General features: G+C 48.8%; 19 protein-coding genes and 4 tRNA genes. All 23 read left to right on the plus strand.

What is annotated here, in order from left to right; translation table 11 throughout:
• Positions 1-165: 165 nt before the first annotated feature.
• The 23 genes from fmt to rpoB all read left to right on the plus strand — a co-directional run bounded on the left by fmt (position 166) and on the right by rpoB (position 21914).
• Positions 166-1092 (plus strand): methionyl-tRNA formyltransferase, encoded by a 927-nt coding sequence (fmt, locus tag GJV52_RS06280; RefSeq protein ID WP_100564319.1) that lies wholly within the window; start codon positions 166-168, stop codon positions 1090-1092.
• An 85-nt stretch (positions 1093-1177) separates the two neighbouring features.
• Positions 1178-1876, plus strand: a complete 699-nt coding sequence (locus GJV52_RS06285) for a GNAT family N-acetyltransferase (protein WP_095501946.1) — start codon at positions 1178-1180, stop codon at positions 1874-1876.
• A gap of 101 nt (positions 1877-1977) precedes the next feature.
• The gene (rsmB, locus tag GJV52_RS06290; RefSeq protein WP_095501947.1) at positions 1978-3237 is read left to right on the plus strand and encodes a 16S rRNA (cytosine(967)-C(5))-methyltransferase RsmB; all 1260 of its coding nucleotides are present in this window, start codon (positions 1978-1980) and stop codon (positions 3235-3237) included.
• On the plus strand, positions 3203-3796 hold the full coding sequence (locus GJV52_RS06295) for a DUF4390 domain-containing protein (RefSeq protein WP_100564321.1): 594 nt from the start codon (positions 3203-3205) through the stop codon (positions 3794-3796). The genes rsmB and GJV52_RS06295 overlap by 35 nt, the downstream gene beginning before the upstream one ends.
• Positions 3797-3799: 3 nt before the next feature.
• Positions 3800-5929, plus strand: a complete 2130-nt coding sequence (locus GJV52_RS06300; RefSeq protein WP_100564323.1) for a sensor histidine kinase — start codon at positions 3800-3802, stop codon at positions 5927-5929.
• Positions 5916-7196, plus strand: a complete 1281-nt coding sequence (locus GJV52_RS06305; protein WP_095501950.1) for a sigma-54-dependent transcriptional regulator — start codon at positions 5916-5918, stop codon at positions 7194-7196. The genes GJV52_RS06300 and GJV52_RS06305 overlap by 14 nt, the downstream gene beginning before the upstream one ends.
• Positions 7197-7365: 169 nt before the next feature.
• Positions 7366-8562, plus strand: coding sequence for a DNA-processing protein DprA (dprA, locus tag GJV52_RS06310; RefSeq protein ID WP_095501951.1), 1197 nt, complete (start codon positions 7366-7368; stop codon positions 8560-8562).
• Between the two features lie 16 nt (positions 8563-8578).
• Positions 8579-9034, plus strand: coding sequence for a DUF494 family protein (locus GJV52_RS06315; RefSeq protein ID WP_100564325.1), 456 nt, complete (start codon positions 8579-8581; stop codon positions 9032-9034).
• Positions 9035-9097: 63 nt separating this feature from the next.
• A complete protein-coding gene (gene topA / locus GJV52_RS06320; RefSeq protein ID WP_100564327.1) occupies positions 9098-11419 on the plus strand; it encodes a type I DNA topoisomerase in 2322 nt (773 codons plus the stop codon).
• Positions 11420-11555: 136 nt separating this feature from the next.
• Positions 11556-12131 (plus strand): 16S rRNA (guanine(966)-N(2))-methyltransferase RsmD, encoded by a 576-nt coding sequence (rsmD, locus tag GJV52_RS06325; RefSeq protein WP_095501955.1) that lies wholly within the window; start codon positions 11556-11558, stop codon positions 12129-12131.
• Positions 12132-12250: 119 nt separating this feature from the next.
• Positions 12251-12502 carry a YfhL family 4Fe-4S dicluster ferredoxin gene (locus GJV52_RS06330; protein WP_095501954.1) on the plus strand — a complete coding sequence of 84 codons (252 nt, stop codon included), beginning with the start codon at positions 12251-12253 and terminating at the stop codon, positions 12500-12502.
• A 98-nt stretch (positions 12503-12600) separates the two neighbouring features.
• A tRNA-Tyr gene (locus GJV52_RS06335) sits at positions 12601-12684 on the plus strand.
• Between the two features lie 30 nt (positions 12685-12714).
• Positions 12715-12788 (plus strand) — tRNA-Gly (locus GJV52_RS06340).
• A gap of 12 nt (positions 12789-12800) precedes the next feature.
• Positions 12801-12875, plus strand: a tRNA-Thr gene (locus GJV52_RS06345).
• Between the two features lie 54 nt (positions 12876-12929).
• Complete coding sequence (tuf, locus tag GJV52_RS06350; protein ID WP_095502524.1) at positions 12930-14114, plus strand: elongation factor Tu; 1185 nt, start codon at positions 12930-12932, stop codon at positions 14112-14114.
• An 8-nt stretch (positions 14115-14122) separates the two neighbouring features.
• A tRNA-Trp gene (locus GJV52_RS06355) sits at positions 14123-14198 on the plus strand.
• Between the two features lie 144 nt (positions 14199-14342).
• Positions 14343-14615: a preprotein translocase subunit SecE gene (gene secE / locus GJV52_RS06360; RefSeq protein ID WP_095502981.1), complete on the plus strand. Its 273-nt coding sequence runs from the start codon at positions 14343-14345 to the stop codon at positions 14613-14615.
• 2 nt (positions 14616-14617) lie between these two features.
• Positions 14618-15151, plus strand: a complete 534-nt coding sequence (gene nusG / locus GJV52_RS06365; RefSeq protein ID WP_095502979.1) for a transcription termination/antitermination protein NusG — start codon at positions 14618-14620, stop codon at positions 15149-15151.
• A 104-nt stretch (positions 15152-15255) separates the two neighbouring features.
• Positions 15256-15687, plus strand: a complete 432-nt coding sequence (rplK, locus tag GJV52_RS06370) for a 50S ribosomal protein L11 (RefSeq protein WP_095502978.1) — start codon at positions 15256-15258, stop codon at positions 15685-15687.
• Positions 15687-16382 (plus strand): 50S ribosomal protein L1, encoded by a 696-nt coding sequence (gene rplA / locus GJV52_RS06375; RefSeq protein ID WP_095502977.1) that lies wholly within the window; start codon positions 15687-15689, stop codon positions 16380-16382. The genes rplK and rplA overlap by 1 nt, the downstream gene beginning before the upstream one ends.
• 221 nt (positions 16383-16603) lie before the next feature.
• On the plus strand, positions 16604-17104 hold the full coding sequence (rplJ, locus tag GJV52_RS06385; protein ID WP_095502975.1) for a 50S ribosomal protein L10: 501 nt from the start codon (positions 16604-16606) through the stop codon (positions 17102-17104).
• A gap of 57 nt (positions 17105-17161) precedes the next feature.
• Positions 17162-17533: a 50S ribosomal protein L7/L12 gene (gene rplL, locus GJV52_RS06390; protein ID WP_003677916.1), complete on the plus strand. Its 372-nt coding sequence runs from the start codon at positions 17162-17164 to the stop codon at positions 17531-17533.
• A gap of 202 nt (positions 17534-17735) precedes the next feature.
• Positions 17736-21914, plus strand: coding sequence for a DNA-directed RNA polymerase subunit beta (gene rpoB, locus GJV52_RS06395; protein ID WP_100564284.1), 4179 nt, complete (start codon positions 17736-17738; stop codon positions 21912-21914).
• Positions 21915-21977: the final 63 nt, after the last annotated feature.

Raw genomic sequence — 21977 nt, forward strand, 5'->3', positions numbered from 1 at the left:
TAATCTCAACATGCCGTCTGAAAACATTTCCCGTTTTCAGACGGCATGCTTTATTTGGCTGCTATAATATGCGTCAAATCATCAGATTAAACGTTCAGACGGCCTGAAATACTAGCCAAATCTATCTGTTCAAAGGCCGTCTGAAACCCTTGAAGAAAGACAACCATGAAAGTGATTTTTGCCGGTACGCCCGATTTTGCCGCCGCCGCACTCAAAGCCATTGCTGCCGCCGGTTTCGACATTCCGCTGGTGTTGACCCAGCCCGACCGCCCCAAAGGCCGCGGCATGCAGTTGCACGCATCACCGGTGAAGCAGGCCGCGCTGGAATTGGGTTTGCGTGTGGAGCAGCCGGAAAAACTGCGCAACAACGCCGAAGCCTTGCAAATGCTTAAAGACGTGGCCGCCGATGTAATGGTCGTGGCCGCCTACGGCCTGATTCTGCCGCAAGATGTGCTCGACACGCCGCGCCACGGTTGCCTGAATATTCATGCCTCGCTGTTGCCGCGTTGGCGTGGTGCTGCCCCGATTCAGCGTGCCATTGAAGCCGGCGATGCCCAAACCGGCGTGTGCATCATGCAGATGGACATCGGCTTGGATACTGGTAACGTCGTCAGCGAACACCGCTACACCATCGCCCCGACCGATACCGCCAATGAAGTGCACGATGCGCTGATGGCGATAGGTGCTGATGCGATTGTTGCCGATTTGCAACGCTTGCAGGCAGAGGGTCGTCTGAACAGCACGCCGCAGCCTGAAGATGGCGTGACCTACGCGCAAAAACTCACCAAAGAAGAAGCCAAAATCAACTGGCAGGAATCCGCCGATGTGGTTGCCCGCAAAATCCGCGCCTTTAACCCTGTGCCGGCCGCATGGTTGGAATGGGACGGCAAACCGATGAAAATTTGGGCTGCCGAAACTGTGAACCAAAGCGGCAAAGCAGGCGAAGTGTTGGCCTGTAATTCAGATGGCCTGATTGTTGCCTGCGGTGAACATGCGCTGAAGATTACCGAATTGCAACCTGCCGGAAGTAAACGCATGAGCATTCAGGCTTTTGCCGCAGGGCGCACGATTGAAGCGGGGACGGTTTTGTAAGACTCGTGGTAATTCTAGACAAGACGTTCAGACGGCCTTCAATCATCAAGGCCGTCTGAAAAAATCTAAAAAAGAAAGACGCCTCATGCCTATCAATCAATTCAACCAACCCATCGGTAAATCTTTGCCTGATTACACAACCGGCAGTTATCCTGAAGTAACGCTGTTGTCAGGAAAGTTTTGCCGTTTGGAAAAGCTTTCTGCTGCCAAACATGGTGCGGATTTGTATGAGGTGTATGCTGTCGAACACAGCCCGATGCGCAATTGGACGTATTTGCCGATTTTTCCGATGGCCGATCATGTTGAGTTTGATGAGTTGATGGCGGGTTATGAAGCTTCGGCCGATCCGTATTTTTTCGCCATCATCGATACGGCAAGCAATCGGGCGGTGGGTTCGCTGAGCTTGATGCGGATTGATACGGCCAATCGTGTGATTGAAGTGGGCTGGGTGGTGTATTCTGATGCGCTTAAACGCACGCGGATCGCCACGGAAGCGCAGTATCTGTTGGCAAAATATGTGTTTGAAACGCTGAAATACCGTCGTTATGAATGGAAATGCGATGCCTTAAACGAGCTGTCGCGTAAGGCGGCATTGCGTTTGGGTTTCCAATTTGAAGGCATTTTCCGACAGGCTGCGGTATATAAAGGCCGTAGCCGTGATACGGCTTGGTTTTCGATGATAGACAGCGAATGGTCGCAGAGTAAAGCGCGTTTCGAGCGGTGGTTGGACGATACCAATTTTGATGAGCAGGGGAATCAACGTGTGTCGTTGAGCGAAATATAAATATTTGTTTAACAAGATAATCAATGAATTTGTTTCAGACGGCCTCAAATCATCAAGGCCGTCTGAAAAAAGAAAAGTAAACCAATTATGAAAGTGTTCCCATGAGTATGGCATTGGCACAAAAGCTGGCCGCCGACAGTATTGCGGCGGTGGCGCAGGGGCAGAACCTGCAAGACGTATTGGCGACCATTCGTGCGGCCAACCCTGAATTGAGCGCGCAGGAAAGTGGTGCGCTGCAAGACATTGCTTACGGTTGCCAGCGTTATCTGGGCAGTCTGAAATTTATGCTTGGCAAAATGCTGAATAAGCCGATTGATAATTTGCAGCTGGAAAGCCTGCTGTTGGCGGCGTTGTACCAACTGCATTACACGCGCAATGCGCCGCATGCGGTGGTGAATGAAGCGGTGGAGAGCATTGCCAAAATCGGCCGCGGCCAGTATCGCTCGTTTGCCAATGCGATTTTGCGCCGTTTCCTGCGTGAGCGCGACAAGCTGGCGGCAGCGTGCAAATACGATGACACGGCCAAACACAATCTGCCGCAATGGTGGGTGGCGTATCTGCAAAACCATTATCCGAAATATTGGCACAACATCACCGCCGCGCTGCAATCGCATCCGCCGATGACTTTGCGTGTTAACCGCCGCCACGGCAATGCGGAAGATTATCTGCAAAAATTGGCTGCGGAAGGCATTGAAGCGAAGGCTTTGGATGAATATGCGGTGACTTTGGCCGAAGCCGTGCCGGTAAGCCGTTTGCCCGGTTTTTCAGACGGCCTGGTGTCGGTACAGGACTTTGGTGCGCAAAAAGCGGCGTATCTGCTCAATCCACAAAACGGTGAACGCATTCTTGATGCCTGCGCTGCACCGGGTGGGAAAACAGGGCATTTGCTGGAATTGGCCGATTGTCATGTGACTGCTTTGGATATTGATGCGACGCGTTTGGCGCGCGTACAAAGCAATATCGACCGCTTGGGCTTTCATACGGCCACTTTGCATTGCGCCGATGCGCAGGATTTGGCTGCATGGTATGATGGCAAACAGTTTGACGCGGTATTGGCCGATGTGCCGTGTACCGCTTCGGGTGTGGCGCGCCGCAATCCCGACATCAAATGGCTGCGCCGCCCCAATGATGCGCTGAAAACCGCCCGCCAACAGGAAGCCTTGTTGGACGCTTTATGGCAAACTCTGACAAAAAACAGCAGGATGCTGTTGGCGACGTGTTCGATTTTTGTCGAAGAAAACGATCAGCAGCTGCAAAAATTCCTTAACCGCCATGCCGATGCCCGCTTGCTGGAATCGCATGTACTTTTACCGAACAAACACCAAGATGGCTTTTATTACGCGCTTATTCAAAAGCAGTAAATTCATGCTGCTGCCGATTCTGCTGGCTGCGTCGTTGCACGCGGCGGCGGAAGGCATCAGTGCGACCCGTGCCGAGGCCGACTTGATGGATAACGGCCAATTGTCGGTCAGCAGCCGTTTCAAAACCGAGTTGCCCGACCAGCTCAAACAAGCCTTGCAACAAGGCGTGCCGCTGAATTTTTCTTTGTCTTACCAATTGTCGGAGCCGACGATTGCGGCCTACCGTTTCCGCTTGGAACATCTTTTAAACGACGGCAATACGGTCAACTATAAATTATCGTTTCATCCGTTGACCAACCGCTATCGCGTTACCGTGGGCACGTTTTCCACCGAATACGATACCTTGAATGCTGCCTTGCGTGCGGTGGGTGCGATTGCCAACTGGAAAGTATTGAGTAAAGGCACTTTGCGCAACAGCGAGCCGAAAGACATCAAAGCACAAATCCGTTTGCAATTATCCACATCCAAGCTGCCGAAGCCTTTCCAAATCAATGCCCTGACATCACGAAGCTGGAGCTTGGATTCGGGCTGGAAAAGCTTGACGGTCACGCAGGAATAAATCATGCGCCGCTTTCTCTTAATCGCCGTTTTGTTGGCCGTGGCACTGCTCTACGGATTGACGGTTGCTACGGGCAGCAGCAGTAGGATTGCCGATTATTTTTGGTGGATTATCGTCCTGTGTGGCCTGTTGATGCTGGTGTTGGCTGCAGTATTGGTGCGCTATGTGCTGCTGCTCATGCGCGACAGCAAAAACGGCGTGTTCGGCTCGCAAATCGCCCGCCGCCTGTCGGGTATGTTTACCTTGGTGGCGGTGTTGCCGAGCGTATTTTTGTTCGGTATTTCCGCCCAGTTTATTAACGGCACGATTAATTCTTGGTTCGGTAATGACACCGAACAAGCACTGGAGCGCAGCTTAAACTTGAGCAAATCGGCCTTGGATTTGGCGGTGGACAATGCCGTCAGCAATGCCACGCCGATTCAAATTGATTTAATCAGCGCATCGTCTTTGGATAATGATTTGGGCAACGCGCTGGCTGCCGCTTCGAATGCCAACGATTTCACCCAATTGGCCTTGTATAACTTAAGCCAAGACCGTTTTGAAAAAGTTATCAATCCGCAAAACCTAAACCAGCCGAAAATTGATAAGGCCGGCCAAGAGCAATTGCAGCAAGCCGGTTCGCTGCGCAACTTGGAAAACATCGGCAATGTGTTGTATGCGCAGGGTTGGTTGTCGATTGGCAACTACAACAATCAGGAATATGCCTTTTTCTTCCGTCAGCCGATTCCGCAAAATGTGGCGCAGGATGCGACCCTGATTGAGTCAGCGCGCGCAAAATATGCTGAATTAAGCTATGCCAAGCAAGGCTTGCAAACCTTCTTTCTGGTGACTTTATTAGTAGCGGCATTGCTGGCGATTTTCTTGGCTTTGGTAATGGCTTTGTATTTTGCCCGCCGCTTCGTCGAGCCGATTTTGTCGTTGGCAGAAGGTGCACGGGCGGTGGCGCAGGGCGACTTTAGCCAGCAGCGCCCGGTGTACCGTAACGACGAATTCGGCCGCTTAACGCATTTGTTCAACCACATGACCCAGCAATTGGCGATTGCCAAAGATGTGGATGAACGCAGCCGCTTGCAACAAGAAGCCGCACGCCATTATTTGGAATGCGTGTTGGAAAGCCTGACTACCGGTGTGATTACTTTGGATGCAGAAGGCCGTCTGAAAACCTTCAATAAATCCGCCGAACACATTTTAGGTGTGTCGCTGGTGCCGTTGTGGGGCAGTAATTGGCACGATTGGCGCGGACAGTCGCCACAGCAGACTTTGCTGGCAGATGTGTTTGCCGCAATTGAAGCCACGTTTGATGCCAATAAACCGGTACAGGTGGAATATGCCGCGCCCGACGATGCGCGGATTCTGCTCGGCAAGGCCACGCTTTTGCCGGAAGACAATGACAGCGGTTTGGTGATGGTGATTGACGATGTGACCCTGCTCATGCGCGCACAAAAAGAAGCGGCGTGGGGTGAAGTGGCCAAACGGTTGGCACATGAAATCCGCAATCCGCTGACGCCGATTCAATTATCCGCCGAAAGATTGGCATGGAAATTGCATGATAAATTGGATGAGCAACATGCCCAGATTTTGACCCGCTCAACCGATACCATCGTCAAGCAGGTGGCCGCGCTGAAAGAAATGGTGGAAGCCTTCCGCAATTATGCGCGCGCGCCGTCGTTGAGTTTGGAAAAGCATAATTTGAATACTTTAGTAGAGGAAGTATTGGTGCTGTACGAGGGCAGCGCGTGTACATTTACTGCTAAATTCAGTAATATAGGGTTATTCATCCATGCGGATACCACCGCCATGCGGCAGGTGTTGCACAATATATTTAAAAATGCGGCTGAAGCAGCAGAAAGTGACCCGAATCCACAGGTAAACATCGAAACCGCGTTGAGTGACGATGGGCAGGCCATTTTGACCGTTTGCAACAACGGCAAAAGCTTCAGCAAAGAAATGTTGCATAATGCCTTTGAGCCTTATGTAACCGACAAACCGACAGGTACAGGGCTGGGCTTGCCTGTGGTCAAGAAAATTATTGAAGAGCACGGTGGCCGTATCAGCTTGAGCAATCAGACCGACGGCGGTGCATGTGTCAAAATAGCGTTACCCCAACAGGTAGAAACTTATGCGCAGCAGTGATATTTTAATTGTAGATGACGAGGTGGGTATCCGAGATTTACTATCGGAAATCCTCCAAGACGAAGGTTATACCGTGACTTTGGCAGAAAATGCTGAAGAAGCACGTCAATTGCGCCACCAAACCCGTCCGGCCATGGTTTTGCTGGACATTTGGATGCCCGATTGCGACGGAATTACCTTGCTGAAAGAGTGGGCGAAAAACGGCCAACTCAATATGCCGGTGGTGATGATGAGTGGTCACGCCAGCATTGACACGGCGGTCGAGGCCACCAAAATCGGTGCATTGGATTTCTTGGAAAAACCGATTGCCCTGCAAAAGTTGCTGTCTACCGTTGATCGCGCCCTGAAACACGGCGAAATGCAGGCGGCAGCCGGTTTGTCTTTAGACCGTTTGGGCAACAGTCCGGTGATTCAGGAATTGAATCAAAAATTAGAGTTGGCTTCCAAACAGAGTGGGCCGGTATTACTGACCGGTGAAGCCGGTTCTCCGTTTGAATGGGTAGCCCGCTACTTCCATAAAAACGGCACACCGTGGGCGGAGCCGGGTAAAGTTGAGCATATTGTCGATACACCGCTCGAATTGCTGCAAAAAGCCAGCGGCGGTATTTTGTATGTCGGCGACATCGCGCAATACAGCAAAAATATTCAAAACGGCATCGTATTCTTATTGGGCAAAGCTGACCGCTACAATGTGCGCATCGTGGCAGCCAGCAGCCGATCGGCAGAAGAGTTGGCCGAATCGGCCACGGCAGACAACAAATTGCCGGGCTTATTATCCAAAATCATTGTCGGTGTGCCGACTTTGCGCAGCCAGCCGGATGACATTGTTTTCTTGGTTAACCAAATTTTGATTGAATTGGCCGAGACGCAAAAAATTCCGCTGGCCAAATTCAGTAACGGCGCGCTGACCGTGTTGCGCCAATACGAATGGCCGGGCAACTTTGAGCAACTGCGCACCGTGGTGAAAAACTTGGCTTTAGAAGCCGATGGCGAAGAAGTGCAAGAGCAAGCGGCTGCGGCGGCCTTGGGGCAGCATGTGCCGTCTGCTTCATCGGAAATGGTCGGCGGTTTTAATTTCAATATGCCGTTGCGTGAATTGCGCGAAGAACTGGAACGTCGCTATTTTGAATACCATATTGCGCAAGAAGGCCAAAACATGAGCCGTGTGGCGCAAAAAGTCGGTTTGGAGCGCACGCATTTATACCGTAAATTGAAGCAGCTCGGTATCAGCGTTTCCCGCCGCAACAGCGATAAAACCGAAGATTAATTAACTCATGCTTTAAGGCCGTCTGAACGTGAAAAATGTTTCAGACGGCCTTCATCTGTTTGCATTTCGTTCAATGTCTGTATAATCATTGCTATTAAAAATATTACTTAAATGATTATTTTGGCGGCATTCAATATGATATTGAGGCCATCTGAAAAAGGGTACGGGCATGAACGATAACGAACGCTTTGCATGGGTACAACTCGCGCTGACGCCTTACATCGGTGCGGAAAGTTTTTTGCTTTTGCTGCAGCATTTCGGCAGCGCAGAAGCGGCATTGGCCGCGCCGTCTGAAATCATCGCGAAACTGGTGAGGCACAAACAAGCCGTGGCTGCATGGCAACATGCCGATAAATGCGATGCCGCTAAGGCTGCTGCCGAAGCCGCGTTAAATTGGGCGCAGCAGAAACATTGTCGTTTGCTGCTGTTGCAGGACGATGATTTCCCCGATATGCTGACCGAAGGTATTACGCCGCCGCCGTTGTTATTTTTACGCGGCAATAGCGATTTGCTGCACAAGCCTTCCGCCGCGATTGTCGGCAGTCGCCATGCCACCCCGCAGGCGATGCGCATTGCCCGCGATTTCGGCATGGCTTTGAGTGAACAAGGCATTCCAGTGGTTTCCGGTATGGCGGCCGGTATTGATACTGCTGCTCATCAAGGCGCGCTGCTTTCAGACGGCGGTACCATCGCCGTGTGGGGTACGGGCATAGACCGCATTTATCCGCCATCGAATAAACAGCTTGCCTACGAAATCGCCGAGCGCGGGCTGATTATCAGTGAGTTTCCATTAGATACCCGCCCGTATGCCGGTAATTTTCCACGCCGCAACCGCCTGATTGCCGCATTATCGCGTTTGACCTTGGTGGTGGAAGCAGCGGTAGAGTCGGGTTCGCTGATTACCGCCAAGCTCGCGGCCGAGATGGGGCGTGAAGTGATGGCCGTGCCCGGTTCGATTGATAATCCGCACAGCAAAGGCTGCCACAAGCTGATTAAAGAGGGCGCCAAACTGGTGGAAAGTTTGGAAGATATCGTACAAGAATGTCCGCAGCTATTGCAAAACACCCCATTACCATCATATTCTATATATAAGCGTCCGCAAAACACACTTGCCGCCGAGTCGAAAGCCAAGCCCGAGACAAGCGCCAAACCGCTTGTTGAAACCGATATCAGGCCGTCTGAAACCCAAAACACGGCAGACGACACTTTATTAAATGCCATGGGTTACGATGCCATTCATCCCGATACCTTGGCCGAGTTGCTGAATTGGCCGGCGGCTGATGTGTACGCCCAATTGCTGGAATACGAGCTCGACGGCGTGATCGCTCCGCTGGCCGGCGGACGCTACCAACGGATTAAAACATAACATTTAAGGAACACGCATGGCCGAAGTCATTGCTTTTTTAATCGAACATTTTCAGGATTTTGATGCCTGTCCGCCGCCGGAAGATTTGGGGCAACTGCTCGAAGATGCCGGTTTTGATGCGATGGAAATCGGCAATACCCTGATGATGATGGAAGTGTTGCTCAACAGTTCCGAATTCGCCATTGAGCCGATCGACGGCACGGCCTTGCGCGTGTACAGCGTGGAAGAAGCCGATGTGTTGCCACAAGAGGTGATGGGTTTGCTGCATTATCTGATTGCCGAGCGCGCGATTACGTACGAGCAGCGTGAAATCGTGGTACATGCGCTGATGCACATTCCGGCGGATGAGATCACTGTGGATATCGCCAAAGTGCTGACCTTGCTGGTGTTGTGGGCGCACAAGAGCGAATTGCCGGTGTTGATCGGCGATGATTTGATGGCGGCTTTAAACGGCAACGCTGTGATGCATTAATTTTTTCAGACGGCCTTGATAAAAAAGGCCGTCTGAAATTTACAATAACAAAAGAGAGTAACGATGGCTAAAAACCTTGTAATCGTCGAATCTCCGTCTAAGGCCAAAACCTTAAAAAAATATCTGGGCGGGGATTATGAAATTTTGGCTTCATACGGCCATGTGCGCGATCTCGTGCCGAAAAACGGCGCGGTTGATCCGGAAAACGACTTCGCCATGAAATACCAATTGGTTTCACGCAATGCCAAACACGTTGATGCCATTGTGGCCGAAGCCAAAGAAGCCGAAAACATCTATCTGGCAACTGACCCGGATAGGGAAGGCGAAGCCATTTCGTGGCACTTGCAGGAAATCCTCAAATCCAAACGCGGCCTGAAAAACATCAAACCGCAGCGCGTGGTGTTTCACGAAATCACCAAAAACGCGGTGCTCGATGCCATCGCCCATCCGCGCGAATTGGAAATCAACTTGGTCGATGCCCAACAAGCGCGCCGTGCTTTGGATTACTTGGTCGGTTTCAACTTGTCGCCGCTGCTGTGGAAAAAAATCCGCCGTGGCTTGAGTGCCGGCCGCGTACAAAGCCCGGCTTTGCGTTTGATTTGCGAGCGCGAAAACGAAATCCGCGCATTTGAAGCGCAAGAGTATTGGACGGTGCATCTCGACAGCCACAAAGGCCGCAGCAAATTCACCGCCAAATTGGCGCAATACAACGGCGAGAAACTCGACCAATTCGCATTGCCGAATGAAGCCGCCCAAGCCGATGTGTTGAACGAACTCACCGGTAAAGATGCCGTGGTCAGTGGCGTGGAAAAGAAAAAACGCAGCCGCAATCCGGCCGCGCCGTTTACCACGTCGACCATGCAGCAAGATGCCGTGCGCAAACTCGGCATGACCACCGACCGCACCATGCGAACCGCCCAGCAGCTTTACGAAGGTATCGATGTTGGCCAAGGTGCGATTGGTCTGATTACCTATATGCGTACCGACAGCCTGAATTTGGCCGATGAAGCCGTGGTCGAAATCCGCCACTACATCGAAAACAAAATCGGCAAAGAATATCTGCCGTCGTCTGCCAAACAATACAAAACCAAGTCGAAAAACGCCCAAGAAGCGCACGAAGCGATTCGCCCGACTTCTGTTTACCGCACGCCTGAAAGCGTAAAACCGTTTCTGACGGCCGACCAATTCAAGCTTTACCAAATGATTTGGCAGCGCACCGTTGCCTGTCAGATGTCGCCGGCTAAATTCGACCAAACCACCGTCGACATCAGCGTCGGCAAAGGCGTATTCCGCGTGACCGGTCAAGTGCAAACCTTTGCCGGTTTCTTGAGCGTGTACGAAGAAAGCACCGACGACGAGAGCGAAGAAAACAAAAAGCTACCGGAAATGGCCGAAGGCGACAAATTGCCGGTGGATAATCTCTACGGTGAACAGCATTTCACCACACCGCCACCGCGTTTCAACGAAGCAACATTGGTGAAAGCCTTGGAAGAATTCGGCATCGGCCGCCCATCGACCTATGCCAGCATTATTTCCACGCTAAAAGACCGCGAATACGTGACGTTGGAACAAAAACGCTTTATGCCGACCGATACCGGCGACATCGTCAACAAATTCCTGACCGAACATTTCGCCCAATACGTCGATTACCACTTCACCGCCAAGCTCGAAGACCAGCTTGACGAAATCGCCAACGGCAAACGCCGCTGGGTGCCGGTGATGAATTCGTTTTGGAAAGGCTTCAGTAAGCAGGTTGAAGAAAAAGAAGGCATCGAACGCGCCAAATTCACCACCGAAGAATTGGACGAAACTTGCCCGAAATGCGGCAATCACAAGCTGCAAATCAAATTCGGCCGCAATGGTCGCTTTGTGGCCTGCGCCGGTTATCCCGAATGCGGTTACACTCGCAACGTGAATGAAACCGCTGAAGAAGCTGCCGAGCGCCAAGCCAAAGAAGCCGCCGAACAAGCCGAGCTGGACGGCCGCGAATGCCCGAAATGCGGCGGCGGATTGGTGTATAAATACAGCCGCACCGGCAGCAAGTTTATCGGTTGCACCAACTATCCGAAGTGCAAACACATCGAACCGTTGGAAAAACCGAAAGATACCGGCGTCGAATGTCCGCAATGTAAAAAAGGTCATCTGGTCGAGCGTAAATCACGCTACGGCAAACTGTTTTATAGCTGCAGCACCTATCCCGACTGTAACTACGCCACTTGGAATCCACCGGTAGCCGAAACCTGCCCACAATGCCAATGGCCGGTCTTGACCATTAAAACCACCAAACGCTGGGGCGTGGAAAAGGTTTGCCCGCAAAAAGAATGCGGCTGGAAAGAACAAATTGAACCGCCTGCGCCTAAGGGTAGTAAAGCTGACGAAGAGTAGGTTTGAATAGAAAGGCTGTCTGAAAATGTGAAATACAGTTTCAGACGGCCTTTTATCTATCAACTTGTTGTATAATAAGATTTACGGTTTAATCAGGCCGTCTGAAACATTCAGACGGCCTCAATCTATGGTTTTTATGGCAAAGACAAAACACAATCAGAAACACACTAACCAAGTGCGTATTATCGGTGGGCAATGTCGCGGCCGTAAGCTGGCTTTTGCGTCGGCAGAAGGTTTGCGCCCCACGCCTGATATGGTACGTGAGAAGCTGTTTAATTGGCTGGGGCAGGATTTAACCGGTAAAACAGTATTGGATTTGTTCAGCGGCAGTGGTGCGCTGGGTTTGGAGGCTGCATCACGCCATGCTAAGCAGGTGGTGTTGGTGGATAATCACCGCCAAACGCTGCAATCTCTGCAACGCAACGCGCGTGAATTGGGCTTGGCACAAGTGGAAACCGTTTTTTCAGACGGCCTGAATTTTCTGAAAAATCAAAGTAGGCAGTTTGACGTAGTTTTTTTGGATCCGCCGTTTGCATGGCAGCAGTGGGACGACTTATTTGCTTTGTTGCAAGGTCGTTTGACAAGCAATGCAATGGTTTATATCGAAGCAGGAACATTGCCGTCCAAGCCGGAATGGTTGGCTGAATATCGAGAAGGCAAATCTGGCATGAGTCGCTTTCAATTGCTGCATTATGCGCAAGTGGCTGAATAGTATAGGATTTGATAATCATTACCAGGGTGTAAACATTCTTTGCACATGCGCTTTTTTGAATAGATTATGCTATAATTCGCGCCCATCGGTTTTGAAATTTAATAAAAAAGGAAACGAAAATGTCGCTCTTTATTACGGATGAGTGCATTAACTGTGACGTATGTGAGCCTGAGTGCCCGAATGACGCCATTTCCCAAGGTGAGGAAATTTACGAAATCAATCCGAGCTTGTGTACACAATGTGTCGGTCACTATGATGAGCCGCAATGTCAGCAAGTATGTCCAGTGGACTGTATTTTGATTGATGAGGAACATCCGGAAACGCATGATGAGCTGATGGCAAAGTATGAAAGAATTATTCAGTTTAAGTAAATTTTTTATATAATCAGGTTGTTGCGATTTTTTTAAAAAAACATCAAAAATATTGCTTGACTTGATAAAGAGAAATAAATAAACTAGCGTTCTCTTTTGGAGGGATTCCCGAGCGGTCAAAGGGGGCAGACTGTAAATCTGTTGCGTGAGCTTCGAAGGTTCGAATCCTTCTCCCTCCACCAAAATTCTTACTTGGAGCAAAGTAACTGTATGCGGGTGTAGCTCAATGGTAGAGCAGAAGCCTTCCAAGCTTACGGTGAGGGTTCGATTCCCTTCACCCGCTCCAATAGACAATTTAGCCCATGTAGCTCAGGGGTAGAGCACTCCCTTGGTAAGGGAGAGGCCGGCAGTTCAAATCTGCCCATGGGCACCATCTCATTTATTTACCCGTATTTTTAATTGAACACTTAGGATAGGATTTATTGCCATGGCTAAGGAAAAATTTGAACGTAGCAAACCGCACGTAAACGTTGGCACCATCGGTCACGTTGACCATGGTAAAACCACTCTGACTGCTGCATTGACTACGATTTTGTCTAAAAAATTCGGTGGTGCTGCTAAAGCTTACGACCAAATCGACAATGCGCCGGAAGAAAAAGCCCGCGGTATTACCATTAATACTTCTCACGTAGAATACGAAACTGAAACCCGTCACTACGCACACGTAGACTGCCCAGGCCACGCCGACTATGTGAAAAACATGATTACCGGTGCTGCACAAATGGACGGTGCGATTTTGGTTGTATCTGCTGCTGATGGTCCTATGCCACAAACTCGTGAGCACATCTTGTTGGGTCGCCAAGTAGGTGTACCATACATCTTGGTGTTCATGAACAAATGCGACATGGTTGACGACGAAGAGTTGTTGGAATTGGTTGAAATGGAAATCCGTGACTTGTTGTCAAGCTACGACTTCCCAGGCGACGACTGCCCAATCATCCAAGGTTCTGCATTGAAAGCTCTGGAAGGCGACGCTGCTTACGAAGCTAAAATCTTTGAATTGGCTGACGCATTGGACAGCTACATCCCAACTCCAGAACGTGCCGTTGACAAACCATTCCTGTTGCCAATCGAAGACGTATTCTCAATCTCTGGTCGTGGTACTGTAGTAACCGGTCGCGTAGAGCGCGGTATCATCCACGTAGGTGACGAGATCGAAATCGTTGGTCTGAAAGACACTGCAAAAACCACTTGTACCGGTGTCGAAATGTTCCGCAAATTGCTGGACGAAGGTCAAGCAGGTGACAACGTAGGCGTATTGTTGCGCGGTACCAAACGTGAAGAAGTTGAACGTGGTCAAGTATTGGCTAAACCAGGCTCAATCACTCCGCACACCAAATTCAAAGCAGAAGTATACGTATTGAGCAAAGAAGAAGGTGGTCGTCACACTCCATTCTTCGCTAACTACCGTCCACAATTCTACTTCCGTACGACTGACGTTACCGGTGCGGTAACTTTGGAAGAAGGCGTAGAAATGGTAATGCCGGGCGAAAACGTAGCCATCACTGTTGAACTGATTGCGCCAATCGCGATGGAAGAAGGTTTGCGTTTTGCGATTCGTGAAGGCGGCCGTACCGTAGGTGCCGGTGTTGTATCTTCTATCATTGCTTAAGTTTTAGAAGGCCAGTAGCTCAATTGGTAGAGTATCGGTCTCCAAAACCGAGGGTTGGGGGTTCGAGACCCTCCTGGCCTGCCAAATAAAAAATTAACCGGCCTTAGTGCCGGTTAATTTTTTTGCTATTTTATTTCTATTTATTTGTTTTAACCATCGCATGGTTGTGAGCGGTATATCGATATATGCTGCATATGCTGTATCAATGCTATGGAAAGTGAGTTCAAAATGGCTGATCGTATGCCTGAAGATAAAGCGGATAAAGTGGGGCAGGTTGTCAAATCAGACAACAATGCGCATGCCACGCCGCAGCGTGAAGGGTTCGCTTATTTTCGAAATTCATGGATTGAATTTAAGAAAGTAGTTTGGCCGGCTCGTGATGATGCGGTCAAGATGACTGTATTCGTGGTAATTTTTGTAGCAATTTTGGCTGCGTTTATTTATGCAGTCGATACAGCGGTTTCATGGTTATTTTTTGATTTGTTATTGAAGAGGGGATAAAAATGTCAAAACGTTGGTATGTTGTGCAGGCTTATTCCGGCTTTGAAAAAAATGTCCAAAAAACATTGAAAGAGCGTATTTCACGCGAAGGTATGGAAGAGTATTTCGGCCAAGTGTTGGTTCCGGTCGAAGAGGTGGTTGATATTAAAAATGGCCGCCGTACCATCAGCGAGCGTAAGTTTTACCCTGGCTATGTCTTGGTTGAAATGGAAATGACCGATGAATCATGGCATTTGGTAAAAAGTACCCCGCGCGTCTCTGGCTTTATCGGCGGTACTGCTAACCGACCATTACCTATTTCTCAACGTGAAGCTGATGTAATTATGCAACAGGTTCGTAGTGGTGTTGAAAAACCAAAACCAAAAGTTGAATTTGAAGTGGGTCAATCGGTTCGTGTTAATGACGGTCCCTTTGCTGACTTCAATGGCGTGGTGGATGAGGTTAATTACGAGCGCAATAAGCTGCGTGTTTCTGTGCAGATTTTTGGCCGTGAAACGCCTGTTGAGTTGGAATTTGGTCAGGTTGAAAAGATTTAATTGAATTAATGTCTTGAATTAAAATACATTAAGTTTTATAATCGAAAATTCGTTTTGGGAAGCGGAATGGTTCCGCGTTATACCCGTCTTTTAGGAGTCCTTAAGTGGCAAAGAAAATTGTAGGCTACATTAAACTGCAAATTGGTGCAGGTAAAGCCAACCCATCTCCTCCAGTTGGTCCAGCATTGGGTCAACGTGGTTTGAATATTATGGAATTCTGTAAAGCATTTAATGCTGCGACCCAAGGTATGGAGCCTGGTTTGCCGATTCCTGTTGTGATCACTGCATTTGCGGATAAATCATTCACATTTGTGATGAAAACGCCTCCAGCTTCTATCTTGTTGAAAAAAGCTGCGGGTCTGCAAAAAGGTAGTGCCAACCCATTGACCAATAAAGTGGGTAAAGTAACTCGCGCTCAATTGGAAGAAATCGCGAAAACCAAAGAGCCTGATTTAACGGCTTCTGATTTGGATGCTGCGGTACGTACTATTGCTGGTTCAGCCCGTTCAATGGGCTTGGATGTGGAGGGTGTATAATGGCTAAAGTTTCTAAACGCTTGAAAGCTTTGCGCTCTTCTGTTGAAGCGAATAAATTATATGCAATTGATGAAGCAATTACTTTGGTAAAAAATGCCGCAACTGCTAAATTTGATGAATCAGTTGACGTGTCATTCAACTTGGGTGTAGATCCACGTAAATCTGACCAAGTAATTCGTGGCTCAGTTGTATTGCCTAAAGGTACCGGTAAAACCACTCGTGTTGCTGTATTTGCGCAAGGCGCGAATGCTGATGCTGCTAAAGAAGCGGGTGCTGATGTCGTTGGTTTCGACGACTTGGCTGCTGAAATCAAAGGTGGCAACTTGAACTTTGACGTTGTGATTGCTTCTCCAGATGCAATGCGTATTGTCGGTCAGTTGGGTACTATCTTGGGTCCACGTGGTTTGATGCCTAACCCTAAAGTAGGTACTGTAACCCCTAATGTTGCTGAAGCGGTGAAAAACGCTAAAGCCGGTCAAGTACAATACCGTACTGATAAAGCAGGTATCGTGCATGCCACTATCGGTCGCGCTTCATTTGCTGAAGCCGATTTGAAAGAAAACTTTGACGCATTGCTGGATGCTATCGTTAAAGCAAAACCTGCTGCTGCAAAAGGCCAATACTTACGTAAAGTTGCCGTTTCAAGCACAATGGGTTTAGGTGTTCGCGTAGATACTTCTAGCGTAAACAACTAAGAATTTTCAGACGGCCTTTTTAAGGCTGTCTGGATTTGGGCTACTTAAAATATTAAGTAGATGTCCAAGACCGTAGGGATCGTAAGATTTAATCGTTATTGCCCTACGCAGACGGTAGTCCTGAAACAAATTGCAAGAAAGCTTGTAAGATGTCTTTTTAGGTTACCGCGCTGGTGGAATACTGAGAAAGTATTCTGTTGATAAACAGTGGGAGGTAGACCTTGAGTCTCAATATTGAAACCAAGAAAGTAGCCGTTGAAGAGATTAGCGCAGCAATTGCTAACGCTCAAACTCTGGTGGTTGCAGAATATCGCGGTATCAGTGTTGCCAGCATGACCGAGCTGCGTGCGAATGCACGTAAAGAAGGCGTATATTTGCGCGTTCTGAAAAATACTTTGGCTCGTCGTGCAGTAGAAGGCACTTCATTTGCAGGTTTGGCAGATCACATGGTGGGTCCGCTGGTTTACGCTGCTTCTGAAGATGCTGTAGCTGCTGCAAAAGTGCTGCATCAATTCGCGAAAAAAGATGACAAAATTGTTGTTAAAGCCGGTTCTTACAATGGCGACGTACTGGATGCTGCTCAAGTAAGCGAGTTGGCTTCTATTCCTAGCCGTGAAGAATTGTTGTCTAAACTGTTGTACGTTATGCAGGCACCTGTTGCCGGCTTTGCACGCGGTTTGGCTGCATTGGCTGAGAAAAAAGCTGGCGAAGAAGCCGCTTAATAGATTTTGTTTCATTTGATAATTAATTTTTAATACAATATTTGGAGTTTAAATAGCATGGCTATTACTAAAGAAGACATTTTGGAAGCCGTTGGTTCTTTGACCGTTATGGAATTGAACGACTTGGTTAAAGCTTTTGAAGAAAAATTCGGCGTTTCTGCTGCTGCCGTTGCCGTTGCCGGCCCTGCTGGTGCTGGTGCCGCTGCGGCTGAAGAAAAAACTGAATTTGACGTTGTTTTGGCTTCTGCCGGTGATCAAAAAGTTGGCGTGATTAAAGTGGTTCGTGCCATCACTGGTTTGGGCTTGAAAGAAGCTAAAGACATCGTTGACGGCGCGCCTAAAACACTGAAAGAAGGTGTTTCTAAAGCTGAAGCTGAAGACATCCAAAAACAACTGGAAGAAGCCGGCGCTAAAGTCGAAATCAAATAATCATTATTTGATACTTTCAGTAAAGGCTGGCAGATATCTGCCAGCCTTATTTTGCGTTTTAATCATACAGAAAATAATTATTTACATTTATTTGCATTTATATCTTGAAATAAATATAAATAAATGTAAATAACATCACAAAATTGTCGTCTCAAAGTTTTTCAGACGGCATTTCTATTCAAAGCCACCCTTCGGAGTGTATATGAACTATTCGTTTACCGAGAAAAAACGTATCCGTAAGAGTTTTGCCAAACGAGAGAACGTATTGGAAGTTCCCTTTTTGCTGGCAACTCAAATTGATTCTTATGCAAAATTTCTGCAATTAGAAAATGCTTTCGACCAGCGTACTGATGATGGTCTGCAAGCAGCATTCAATTCTATTTTCCCAATCGTCAGCCACAATGGCTATGCACGTTTGGAATTTGTCCATTACACCTTGGGTGATCCGTTGTTTGATATTCCTGAATGTCAATTGCGCGGTATTACTTACGCTGCTCCTTTGCGTGCACGCATCCGCTTGGTGATTTTGGATAAAGAGGCTTCTAAACCGACTGTAAAAGAAGTACGCGAAAACGAAGTGTACATGGGTGAAATCCCATTGATGACACCAAGCGGCTCTTTTGTCATCAATGGTACCGAGCGTGTGATCGTTTCTCAGTTGCACCGTTCTCCGGGTGTGTTCTTTGAGCATGACCGTGGTAAGACGCACTCTTCGGGCAAATTATTGTTCTCTGCCCGCATTATTCCTTACCGTGGTTCATGGTTGGATTTTGAGTTTGATCCAAAAGATCAACTGTATTTCCGTATCGACCGTCGCCGTAAAATGCCGGTTACCATTTTGTTGAAAGCCTTGGGTTACAACAATGAACAGATTTTGGACACTTTCTACGACAAAGAAACATTCTTCTTGTCAAAAGGTGGTGTGCAAACTGAATTGATTCCAGGCCGTCTGAAAGGTGAAACCGCTAAAAACGACATCGTGGATGCTGAAGGCAACGTTTTGGTGACCAAAGGCAAACGCATCACTGCTAAAAATATCCGTGATATTGCCAATGCCGGTTTGACCCGATTGGACGTTGATCCTGAAACCTTATTGGGCAAAGTCTTGGCTGCTGATTTGATCGTGCCGGACACTGGTGAAGTATTGGCTGTGGCCAATGATGAAATCACCGAAGAATTGTTGGCGAAACTGGATATCCACGGTATTGAGCAAGTTACTACTTTGTACATCAATGAATTGGACCAAGGTGGTTACATTTCCAGCACCTTGCGTACGGATGAAACTGCCGACCAGCAAGCTGCCCGCGTAGCGATTTACCGCATGATGCGTCCGGGCGAACCGCCTACCGAAGAAGCTGTTGAAATGCTCTTCAACCGCTTGTTCTTCAGTGAAGACAGCTACGACTTGTCTCGTGTAGGCCGTATGAAATTCAATACCCGCACCTACGAGCAAAAATTGTCTGAAGCGCAACAAGGCTCTTGGTATGGTCGTTTATTGAACGAAACCTTTGCCGGTGCAGCCGAAAAAGGTGGCTATGTACTGAGCATTGAAGACATTGTCGCTTCGATTGCCACTTTGGTTGAATTGCGTAACGGTCACGGCGAAGTGGACGATATCGACCACTTGGGCAACCGTCGCGTGCGTTCGGTTGGTGAGTTGACTGAAAACCAATTCCGCAGTGGCTTGGCTCGTGTTGAGCGCGCAGTGAAAGAGCGTTTGAACCAAGCAGAATCTGAAAACCTGATGCCGCATGATTTGATCAATGCTAAACCGGTTTCTGCTGCCATTAAAGAATTCTTCGGTTCAAGCCAATTGAGCCAATTTATGGATCAAACCAACCCACTGTCTGAAGTGACAAACAAACGTCGTGTTTCTGCTTTGGGTCCAGGCGGTTTGACCCGTGAACGTGCTGGCTTTGAAGTGCGTGACGTACACCCGACTCACTATGGCCGCGTATGTCCGATTGAAACACCCGAAGGTCCGAACATTGGTTTGATTAACTCGCTGTCTGTTTATGCGCGTACCAATGATTATGGTTTCTTGGAAACCCCATACCGCCGTGTAATTGACGGTAAAGTAACCACGGAAATCGATTACTTGTCTGCCATCGAAGAAGGCCGCTATGTGATTGCACAGGCCAATGCCGAATTGGATGCAGAAGGCAATCTGACCGGTGATTTGGTGACCTGTCGTGAAAAAGGCGAAACCATTATGGCCACACCTGACCGCGTTCAATACATGGATGTGGCAACCGGCCAAGTGGTATCGGTAGCGGCTTCCCTGATTCCGTTCTTGGAACACGATGACGCGAACCGTGCCTTGATGGGTGCCAACATGCAACGTCAAGCTGTGCCTTGTCTGCGTCCTGAAAAACCAATGGTCGGTACCGGTATCGAACGCTCAGTAGCCGTTGACTCGGCAACGGCGATTGTTGCCCGTCGTGGCGGCGTGGTTGAATATGTTGATGCCAACCGTGTGGTGATTCGCGTACACGATGACGAAGCGACTGCCGGTGAAGTGGGTGTGGACATCTACAATCTGGTCAAATTTACCCGCTCTAACCAATCAACCAACATCAACCAACGTCCGGCTGTGAAAGCAGGCGATGTGTTGCAACGTGGCGACTTGGTAGCCGACGGTGCTTCGACTGACTTGGGCGAATTGGCGCTGGGTCAAAACATGACCATCGCCTTCATGCCTTGGAACGGTTACAACTACGAAGACTCGATTTTGCTGTCTGAAAAAGTGGCTGCCGATGACCGCTACACTTCGATTCACATTGAAGAATTGAACGTTGTGGCGCGTGACACTAAGTTGGGTGCCGAAGACATTACCCGCGATATTCCGAACTTGTCTGAGCGCATGCAAAACCGTTTGGACGATTCCGGTATTGTGTACATCGGTGCTGAAGTAGAAGCCGGTGACGTGTTGGTGGGTAAAGTAACCCCTAAAGGCGAAACCCAATTGACGCCTGAAGAAAAACTGTTGCGTGCGATTTTCGGTGAAAAAGCGTCTGATGTAAAAGACACTTCATTGCGTATGCCGACCGGCATGAGCGGTACCGTGATTGACGTGCAAGTGTTTACCCGCGAAGGTATCCAGCGCGACAAACGTGCCCAATCGATTATTGATTCTGAGTTGAAACGCTACCGTCAAGACTTAAGTGATCAGCTGCGTATTTTCGATAACGATGCGTTTGATCGTATCGAGCGCATGATTGTTGGCCAAAAAGCCAACGGTGGCCCGATGAAGTTGGCTAAAGGTAGCGAAATCACTGCTGAATACTTGGCTTCTACCGCCAGCAAACACGATTGGTTCGACATCCGTTTGGCCGATGAAGATTTGGCCAAACAATTAGAGCTGATTAAGCTGAGCCTGCAGCAAAAACGCGAAGAAGCGGATGAGTTGTATGAAGTGAAGAAGAAAAAGCTGACCCAAGGCGACGAATTGCAGCCGGGCGTACAAAAAATGGTGAAAGTATTCATCGCCATCAAACGCCGTCTGCAAGCCGGTGACAAAATGGCCGGCCGCCACGGTAACAAAGGTGTGGTATCACGCATTCTGCCGGTGGAAGACATGCCTTATATGGCAGACGGCCGTCCAGTTGACATCGTGTTGAACCCATTGGGTGTACCATCGCGTATGAATATCGGTCAGATTTTGGAAGTGCACTTGGGTTGGGCGGCAAAAGGTATCGGTGAACGCATCGACCGTATGCTCAAAGAGCAGCGCAAAGCCAGCGAATTGCGTGAATTCTTGAATAAGCTGTACAACAACAGCGGCAAGCAAGAAGATCTCGACAGCTTGAGCGATGATGAAATCATCGAATTGGCTTCTAACCTGCGTAAAGGTGCTTCTTTCGCTTCTCCGGTATTCGACGGTGCGAAAGAATCTGAAATCCGCGACATGCTGAACTTGGCTTATCCAAGCGATGATCCTGAAGTAGAAAAATTGGGCTTTAACGACACCAAAACCCAAATTACCCTTTACGATGGCCGTTCAGGCGAAGCTTTCGACCGCCGCGTAACCGTAGGCGTGATGCACTACTTGAAACTGCATCACTTGGTTGATGAGAAAATGCACGCCCGTTCGACCGGTCCTTACAGCTTGGTGACCCAACAACCTCTGGGCGGTAAAGCGCAGTTCGGTGGCCAACGTTTCGGTGAGATGGAAGTTTGGGCGCTGGAAGCTTACGGTGCTGCTTACACCCTGCAAGAAATGTTGACCGTGAAGTCCGATGACGTGACAGGTCGTACCAAAATGTATGAAAACATTGTTAAAGGCGAACACAAAATCGACGCCGGTATGCCTGAATCCTTCAACGTATTGGTTAAAGAGATTCGCTCATTGGGCTTGGATATCGATTTGGAACGTTATTAAACAACGCTTTCAGACGGCCTCTGATATCAATAGGCCGTCTGAAAGAACACAGCGCTTTCAACG

It is taken from the genome of Neisseria brasiliensis (assembly GCF_009671065.1).
Classification (GTDB): domain Bacteria; phylum Pseudomonadota; class Gammaproteobacteria; order Burkholderiales; family Neisseriaceae; genus Neisseria; species Neisseria brasiliensis.